The organism is Algibacter mikhailovii, from assembly GCF_014651495.1.
Lineage (GTDB): Bacteria > Bacteroidota > Bacteroidia > Flavobacteriales > Flavobacteriaceae > Algibacter_E > Algibacter_E mikhailovii.
Window position 1 is genome coordinate 1 of the sequence record NZ_BMWZ01000029.1, and the last position, 2,171, is coordinate 2,171.

4 protein-coding genes are annotated in these 2,171 nt (G+C 29.9%); 3 read left to right on the plus strand and 1 reads right to left on the minus strand.

Annotated features, from left to right (window positions below; genetic code table 11):
- On the minus strand, positions 1–609 hold a 609-nt coding region (locus IE051_RS18470; RefSeq protein ID WP_189362893.1), incomplete at its 3' end, for a LytR/AlgR family response regulator transcription factor.
- A gap of 209 nt (positions 610–818) precedes the next feature.
- On the opposite strand from IE051_RS18470, the gene rpsF reads away from it, so the two are divergent.
- The 3 genes from rpsF to rplI are packed head-to-tail and all read left to right on the plus strand — an operon-like array spanning position 819 to position 1,918.
- Entirely contained in the window at positions 819–1,157 is a 339-nt protein-coding gene (rpsF, locus tag IE051_RS18475) for a 30S ribosomal protein S6 (protein ID WP_189362894.1), read from the plus strand.
- Positions 1,158–1,159: 2 nt separating this feature from the next.
- Entirely contained in the window at positions 1,160–1,456 is a 297-nt protein-coding gene (rpsR, locus tag IE051_RS18480) for a 30S ribosomal protein S18 (protein ID WP_189362895.1), read from the plus strand.
- A 12-nt stretch (positions 1,457–1,468) separates the two neighbouring features.
- Positions 1,469–1,918, plus strand: coding sequence for a 50S ribosomal protein L9 (gene rplI, locus IE051_RS18485; RefSeq protein ID WP_189362896.1), 450 nt, complete (start codon positions 1,469–1,471; stop codon positions 1,916–1,918).
- Positions 1,919–2,171: the final 253 nt, after the last annotated feature.

A 2,171-nucleotide genomic window follows, 5' to 3' on the forward strand; every position in this document is an offset into this window, starting at 1 on the left:
ATTAAACCTGTCAATCTTATCAAGATTTACAATGTAAGATTTATGTATTCTTAAAAATTTACCTTCTGGTAATTCAGCTTCAAAAGATTTCATTGTTGATAATACAACTAAGCTGTTTTCTTCAGTAACTAATTTAACATAATCACCTAAGGCTTCAATCCATTTAATATCCTTAATATAAACTTTACGTTTTTTAAGATTACTTTTTACAAAAATATGTTCACCATCTTCTTCTTTAAAGTCTTGAGTCAATCTATGTTGCTCTAAGGCTTTGTCTACAGAAGTATTGAAACGTTCTCTTGTAATGGGTTTGTGTAAGTAATCGGTAGCATCGTAATTAAATGCTTTAAAAGCATATTCGGTTTTACCAGTTACAAAAATAATTTGGGGTTTGTTGTTTAATACGTCAAGCAATTCAAATCCATTCAACACTGGCATTTCAATGTCTAAAAAGATTAAGTCAACTTGATGCGTATTTAAACCATTTTTAGTCTCTAAAGCACTACTGTACTCTGCAATTAAGTTGAGAGAGGGGTGATTCTCTACTAACTTAACTATAGAGAGACGTTGTATTGCTGAATCGTCTACTACTACACAGTTTAAAGTCATAACATTCATATTATTTCGGTTAAGATATCGACAATAGTACAATAAATTCGGCTAAAAACCAAAAATCATCGGTAAAGTGTTTGTTTTAACATTATTTTAACACTTTTTTAAGAGCTAGAGAATTGTATTAAAATAGGTGGAAGATTATTGCGTAATATATAGAAATTATTTACTTTTGCAGCCAATTTTTAACAATAAAAACGATTTTTATGAATCATTATGAAACTGTTTTCATCTTAAATCCCGTTTTATCTGAAGATCAGATAAAGGAAACAGTAAAGAAATACGAAGATTTTCTTGTTTCTAACGGCGCTAAGATGGTATCAAAAGAAGATTGGGGACTAAAGAAATTAGCCTATCCAATCCAAAACAAGAAAAGTGGATTTTATCACTTATTTGAATACACTGTATCTGGGGAAGTTATAAACACCTTAGAAGTTGAGTTTAGACGTGATGAGCGTTTTATGCGTTATTTAACAGTAGCGTTAGATAAGCATGCCATTTCATGGGCAGAGAGAAGACGAGAAAAACTTAAACAAAAAGCTTAATTATGTCATCAATAGAACAACAATCGAAAGGAAAGAAAGACGGCGAAATTAGATATTTAACGCCTCTTAACATTGAAACTAATAAGCAAAAGAAATATTGTCGTTTCAAGAAATCTGGTATCAAGTATGTTGATTATAAAGATCCAGATTGGTTATTAAGATTTGTAAACGAGCAAGGTAAAATTTTACCAAGACGTTTAACAGGAACTTCTTTAAAGTACCAAAGAAAAGTATCTGTGGCTGTTAAAAGAGCGCGTCACTTAGCTTTGATGCCTTATGTAGCTGATTTATTAAAATAAAATACGATAACAATGGAACTTATATTAAAACAAGACGTTGATAATTTAGGATTTAAAGACGATATTGTAACAGTTAAGAACGGTTATGGTAGAAACTTTTTAATTCCTCAAAAGCAGGCCGTGTTGGCAACTTCTTCTGCTAAGAAAGTATTAGCAGAGAATTTAAAGCAACGTGCTTTTAAAGAAAAGAAAATAGTTGACGATGCAAATAAAGTAGCAGAAGCTTTAAAAGCTTTAGAAATTAAAATAGCATCTAAAGTTGGATCTGGAGATAAATTATTTGGATCTGTAAACAATATTGACTTAGCTGAAGCTATACAAAAACAAGGACAAGATATTGATAAGAAATTTATTAATGTGATTGGAGGAAATGTAAAACGTTTAGGTAAATACAATGCTGTAATACGTTTACATAGAGAAGTATCTGTTGATTTAGCTTTTGAGGTTGTTGCACAAGCTTAACTAGTTAGTTAACAAAAAGTTAATAAAAGCTTTAAATTAAATTAAGCCACTCTTTTGAGTGGCTTTTTTTTGTACTATTTTTGCCTTAAATATCTATTATGCATGCATAATAGATAACAAACTAACTCAAATAATTTATTCAAAATGAAAAAAACAAACTTTTTTATTTTCTTTTTACTTTTTGGTTTTATGGCCTTTTCACAGGTTACTACATCCAATATTAAGGGGCTAATTTTAGATGAAGCCTCAGTGC